At 72.8% G+C, this 808-nt stretch carries 2 protein-coding genes; one reads left to right on the top strand and one right to left on the bottom strand.

Features of this window, described 5'->3' with window-relative positions; translation table 11 throughout:
* A partial coding sequence (locus AC4FQ5_RS19655; protein ID WP_491146223.1) for an epoxide hydrolase N-terminal domain-containing protein occupies positions 1-357 on the bottom strand: 357 nt, incomplete at its 3' end.
* Between the two features lie 88 nt (positions 358-445).
* Between AC4FQ5_RS19655 and AC4FQ5_RS19650 the strand changes: the two genes are divergently transcribed.
* Positions 446-808: alpha/beta fold hydrolase (locus AC4FQ5_RS19650; protein ID WP_491146220.1), on the top strand; the 363-nt coding region annotated here is incomplete at its 3' end.

Here is an 808-nt window from a genome sequence, read left to right as displayed (position 1 = left end):
GACGTGCACGTCGTGGAGCCGATCGGCGAGGTCGAGCTGGAGCGCGAAGGTGTGCGGCCAACCGTGCATCACGAGGAGCACCGGGGCGTCCGGGTTCTCCGCCCGGCGGTGGACGAAGTGGACCTGGGAGCCGTCGAGGTCGACGACGTACTGCGGGTACGCGTTCAACTCCGCCTCGCGAGCACGCCAGTCGAACGCGATCCACGCCTCGACGAGGTCGTGGAGGTACGCGGCGTTCATCCCGGACGGCGGGCGGCGCGGCGAATCGGGGAGGAACCGTGTGCGACGGAGGCGCTCCCGCAGGTCGCTGATCGTCGCATCGTCGACCGCGATGCGGAAGGGTCGTGGCTCGTTCATGGGCCCACGCTAGGGGCGACCACCGACAGACGTCGAGGCTCGAGCGCAAGCCGTGTCGACGCGTCGGCCGAACGCGGATGATCGGGAGATGCCGCCGTCCCGTCTCGCGCGCCTCCGGCGCGGTCCGCTGTCGTTCGACGTCTCGGACTCCGGGCCGATCGACGGTCCCGTCGTCGTGCTGCTGCACGGCTTCCCCGGCTCACGGCGTACGTGGGACGCCGTGACCCCGATGCTCGAGGCCGCGGGCGCGCGCGTCGTCGCCATGGACCAGCGCGGGTACGCCCCCGGTGCGCGCCCCCGGGGGAGGCGCTCCTACCGCGCGGCCGACATCGCGGGTGATGCACTCGCGCTGCTCGACGCCCTCGAGGTCGATCGCGTGCACCTCGTCGGCCACGACTGGGGCGGTTTCGTCGCGTGGCGTCTCGCGGCGATCGCGCCGCGGCGGCTCAGC

This window comes from Chryseobacterium sp. DT-167 (genome assembly GCF_058310155.1).
This window is presented reverse-complemented; position numbering and strand designations above follow the sequence as displayed.